The sequence below is a fragment of the Microbacterium sp. zg.Y909 genome (assembly GCF_024626565.1).
Genome location: NZ_JANJFJ010000334.1, coordinates 1 through 4,929 on the forward strand (window position 1 = coordinate 1; position 4,929 = coordinate 4,929).

The 4,929-nt window shown below is 70.9% G+C and carries 4 protein-coding genes and 1 pseudogene; all 5 read right to left on the reverse strand.

Annotated elements, in window-relative coordinates:
• Positions 1-82 precede the first annotated feature (82 nt).
• Positions 83-1,000 (reverse strand): tRNA (adenosine(37)-N6)-dimethylallyltransferase MiaA, encoded by a 918-nt coding sequence (gene miaA, locus NQ160_RS18470; protein ID WP_257516585.1) that lies wholly within the window; start codon positions 998-1,000, stop codon positions 83-85.
• Between the two features lie 11 nt (positions 1,001-1,011).
• Positions 1,012-2,562, reverse strand: a complete 1,551-nt coding sequence (gene miaB, locus NQ160_RS18475) for a tRNA (N6-isopentenyl adenosine(37)-C2)-methylthiotransferase MiaB (RefSeq protein ID WP_257516586.1) — start codon at positions 2,560-2,562, stop codon at positions 1,012-1,014.
• Positions 2,563-2,620: 58 nt separating this feature from the next.
• Positions 2,621-3,775 carry an alpha/beta hydrolase family protein gene (locus NQ160_RS24920; protein ID WP_257516587.1) on the reverse strand — a complete coding sequence of 385 codons (1,155 nt, stop codon included), beginning with the start codon at positions 3,773-3,775 and terminating at the stop codon, positions 2,621-2,623.
• A gap of 19 nt (positions 3,776-3,794) precedes the next feature.
• Positions 3,795-4,565: a regulatory protein RecX gene (locus NQ160_RS18485; protein ID WP_257516588.1), complete on the reverse strand. Its 771-nt coding sequence runs from the start codon at positions 4,563-4,565 to the stop codon at positions 3,795-3,797.
• Positions 4,565-4,929, reverse strand: a pseudogene (locus NQ160_RS18490) (recombinase RecA); the annotation flags it as partial. The gene NQ160_RS18485 and the pseudogene NQ160_RS18490, both read right to left, overlap by 1 nt.

Below are 4,929 nucleotides of genomic sequence, written 5' to 3' on the forward strand. Positions count from 1 at the left end.
GCGAGACCCGGCATGTGCACCCACGGGCACGTTACGTCGCCGGGCCTCGACACGTCCCCGTCGCGTGCACGGCGGCGTCACGCTAGCCGTCGAGCAGCGCGTCCGCCGAGGCGCCGGGCGGCACCCAGGTGACATCGGGGTACCGCTTGAACCACGAGACCTGGCGCCGCGCGTAGCGCCGGGTGAGGGCCTGCGTCTCGGCGACGGCGTCGGCGTGCGGCATCCGCCCGTCCAGCTCCGCCAGGGCCTGAGCGTAACCGATCGCCCGACGCGCGGTGACGCCGTCCTCCAGGCCGTCGGCGCGCAGGCGAGCCACCTCGTCGACGAGTCCGTCGGCCCACATCTGTTCGACACGGGCGTCGAGGCGGGCGACGAGCTCGTCGCGCGGCGTCGTGACCCCGACGATCGTCGTCGGCGTGTGCCACAGCTGCGGTGCGTCCGGGAGGGCAGCCCCGTGGGTCGCCTCGCCGAGCTCGAGCACTTCGAGCGCCCGCACGATGCGCCGGCCGTTGCGCGGGTCGACCCGTTCCGCCGTCACCGGGTCGAGCTCCCGCAGCCGCGCGTAGAGCGCGCCGGGGCCCTCGGCGTCGAGCGTCGCCTCCAGCCGTGCACGCACCGCCTCGTCGCGCGGCGGGAATCGAAAGTCGAACAGCACGCTGGAAACGTAGAGCCCCGAGCCGCCGACGAGGATCGCATCGGCGCCACGCCGGTGGATCTCACCGATCGTCTCGCGGGCCACACCCTGGTACCAGGCCACGGCGGCCTCATCGGCGGGGCGCAGGACGTCGAACAGGTGGTGCGGGATGCCACGCCGCTCGGACTCGGGCAGCTTCGCGGTGCCGATGTCCATGCCGCGGTACAGCTGCATGGCGTCGGCGTTGACGATCTCCGCCGGACGCCCCCGGTCAGCGAGGGCCTCGGCGAGGTCGAGGGAGAGCGCCGTCTTGCCGGTGCCGGTGGCGCCGACGACAGCCCACAGCCGCGGGGCGGCAGCCGCCACGTTCACCGGGTTCAGACGCCGATGCGCAGCGACGGCAGCCCGAGCGACACGGCACGAGGCGCACCGGACTCGCCGGCGGGAGCGGGAACGCCGCACGACTCGGCCTGCGAGCGATCCCAGGCGTCGCCCGCGCGCGTGCGCCGAATGCGCAGAGGTGCGCCGTCCGGGGCGTCCGCGAGCAGGTGGAAGGGCGCCGCGTGCGTGACGACCGCGGTGACCACGTCGCCGGGGCGCGGGAGGGGGGAACCGGCGGGCACCTCGAAGTGCACGAGCCTGTTGTCCTCTGCTCGACCGGTCAGCCTGTGCGTGGCGGCATCTTTCTTGCCCTCGCCGGTCGAGACCAGCACCTGCAGCTCGCGGCCGACCTGCTTCTGGTTCTCTTCGAGGCTGATGCGATCCTGCAGGGCGAGCAGACGCTCGTAGCGCTCCTGCACGATGTGCTTGGGCACCTGGTCGGGCATGGTCGCCGCAGGGGTGCCCTCGCGGATCGAGTACTGGAAGGTGAACGCACTCGCGAAGCGCGCGGCCTCGACGACCCGCAGGGTGTCTTCGAAGTCCGCATCGGTCTCGCCGGGGAACCCGACGATGATGTCGGTCGAGATCGCGGCGTGCGGGATGCGCTCCCGCACCCGGTCGAGGATGCCGAGGAAGCGCGACGACCGGTATGAGCGGCGCATCGCCTTGAGGATGCTGTCGCTGCCGGATTGCAGCGGCATGTGCAGCTGCGGCATGACGGCGGGGGTCTCGGCCATCGCGGCGATGACGTCGTCGGTGAACGCCGCCGGGTGAGGACTGGTGAACCGGATCCGCTCGAGCCCGGGGATCTCGCCCGCCGCCCGCAGCAGCTTGCCGAAGGCCTGACGGTCGCCGAACTCGACGCCGTAGGAGTTGACGTTCTGTCCGAGCAGGGTGACCTCGATCGCACCGTCGTCGACGAGCAGGCGGATCTCGTTGAGGATGTCGCCCGGCCGGCGGTCCTTCTCCTTGCCGCGCAGGCTCGGGACGATGCAGAACGTGCAGGTGTTGTTGCAGCCGACGGAGATCGACACCCAGCCGCTGTGCACCGAGTCGCGCTTCGTGGGAAGGGTCGACGGGAAGACCTCGAGCGACTCGAGGATCTCGAGCTCGGCCTCGCCGTTGTGACGCGCTCGCTCGAGCAGGCTCGGGAGCGACCCCATGTTGTGCGTGCCGAAGACGACGTCCACCCACGGCGCCTTGCGCTGCACCGTCTCCTTGTCCATCTGCGCCAAGCAACCGCCCACGGCGATCTGCATGCCCTCGTGCTTGTCCTTGACAGACTTCAGATGCCCCAGGGTGCCGTACAGCTTGCCGGCGGCGTTGTCGCGCACGGCGCAGGTGTTGATCACGACCACGTCGGCCTCGGTGCCGGCGTCGGCGCGCACGTACCCGGCGCTCTCGAGCGATCCGGAGAGCCGCTCGGAGTCGTGGACGTTCATCTGGCATCCGAAGGTGCGCACCTCATACGTGCGGGCGCGACCGTCGGCCGTGTGCGCTGCCGAAGACGGGGCGATGAGCGTGGGGGCGGCGGACGGGAAGGTCATGATGTTCCCCATTGTAGATTCCGTTGCGCGGTGAACGGTCGGTGCCAGAGGTCCCGGATCACCCGTCGTCGTCGGATGATGCATACGGCGCGAGAAAGTCAGCGAGGTGCGCGGCATAGCCCTCGGGGTCGACGTTCCAGCTCTGGATGTGTCCGGCATCCGGCACCGGCACGTAGCGGCCCAGGGGGAGCGCGCGGGCGAACTCCTCGCTGTCCGAGTGCGGCACCAGTGGGTCGGCGAGACCCTGGAACACCAGAACGGGGACGGAGGCGAACACCGACGTCTGATCGAGTTCGTCCAGTGGCGTGAGAGACAGGTCACCACGCCACTGCACGACCTGTCGCACGAGCGGCGACAGCGCCCCCAGATGCAGTCGCTCCGCCTGGCCGTCGATGACGTGACCCCAGTCCAGCACCGGCGCGTCGAGCACCATGGCCACCACGCGATCGGCGTGCGCAGACTCATGCATGAAGCGCGTGACGATGCTGCCGCCCATCGAGTCGCCGTAGAGCACGAACCGCTCGGCGCCCTGCGACAGGGCGTAGTCCGCGGCGGCGTCGAGGTCGGCCCATTCCCTCTCCCCCAGGCTGAAGAGGCCGTTCGCACTCGCCGGTGCGCCTTCGTCATTGCGGTAGCTGATCATCAGGGTCGGCAACCGGACATCACGGATGGTCGACAGCGGGCGCAGCCCGCTTTGGCGAAGACCGTCGATGCCGTGGACGAACAGCACCCAGGTCGACCCGTCGCCGTCGACCAGCCACGCCGGCATGGCACCTAGCTCGCCCTCGACCTCGACGTCGCGGAAGTCCACCCCCAGCGCGCTGCGCGGGTCTCCGGTCCACAGGTTGGGGTTGAGCGCGACGTCGACTCCGACTGCGGGCGCCCCATCTGTGGGGAAGAACGTGCGCGTCACCGACTGTTCGTCCGAGCGCAGCACCGATCCGACGATCCCCTCGCCGGCGACTTCCCCGTCCGCAGCGGCCCAGGTCAGGCCGTAGGTGCCGACGCGCGTTCCGGCATCCGTGCGGGACAGGGTGATCTCGCCGTCGCCGACCGCTATCACGCTCCCCGCCGCGGTCGTGAGGTTGTGGTGCGGCGTGAGCAGCACCTGGGCACTGGCCAACGGAATCCCGACCAGTGCGGCCAGTCCTGCCGCCAGCACGCCCCCCACGACGACGAACGGCCACCGTCGTCGGCGGCGCTGGCGTCTCACACTGCGAGCATAGGGGATCTCAGCGGAAGCGCACGCCGCCGCGGGTACGGCTCTCGGCCAGCGCGGTGCGCGCGGCCGTCGCCGCCACCGCGCCCGGGTAGCCGCGCCGTGCCAGCTGGCCCATGAGACGGCGCATCGCGGTCTCCTGGTCGACGCTGTCGAGCTGGCGAGCCTTCGTCCGTGCGAACTCGAGCGCACGCTCCGCCTCGTCGTCAGGCTGCTCAGCGAGCGCCTCGTCGGCGATCTCCCGCGGGATGCCTCGCGAGCTGAGGGTCTGTGCGATCGCCCGCTGCCCTTGTCCCTTGCGGTGGGTGCCGGCATGGATCAGTTGCTCAGCCAGCCGCGCATCGTCGAGGTAGCCCAACCGGGTGAAGGAGTCGAGCAGGGCTTCCAGATCGTCCGGGAGAAGCTCGTGCTCGGCCGCGGCCGCGCGGGCCTCGGACACGGACAGCTGGCGGGCGCGGAGCTTGCGCAGGAGGATGCGCTCCGCCACGGCCACCCGATCGGCACGGTCCTCGTCGGAATCCTCCGCCACGGCGGGCGCGACATCCGCATCCCACGTCGTGCGCCACTGCGGCGGGCCGTCGCCACGCCCCGCGGGGCGCCGGTCGAGGCGGGCCAGGGTCGCGGCGGTCTCGGCGACCGGGTCTGCGTCAGCGGCTGGCCCGGTGGCGGCGTTCCTGCTCCGCGCCGGTTCGGCGGTCGCACGGCGACCGCCGAACAGCGGGATGACGGGGGCGACCCCTTCGGCGTCCTCCGGGACGCCCCCGTCGCTCTCGAACCGCACCATCAGGCCGGGCGGCGTGCCGCGAGCTCGTCGGACGCCGGCTCCTCGACGACCTTCGGCTGGCCGATGCCCAGCTTCTGCTTGATCTTCGTCTCGATGTCGTTGGCGATGTCGGGGTTGCGCAGCAGGAAGTTGCGCGCGTTCTCCTTGCCCTGCCCGAGCTGGTCGCCTTCGTACGTGTACCAGGCCCCGGACTTCTTCACGAGCGCGTGCTCGACACCGAAGTCGATGAGACTGCCCTCGCGGGAGATGCCGGTGCCGTAGAGGATGTCGAACTCCGCCTGCTTGAACGGCGGCGCCATCTTGTTCTTGACGACCTTCACACGCGTGCGGTTACCCACCGCGTCGGTGCCGTCCTTCAGCGTCT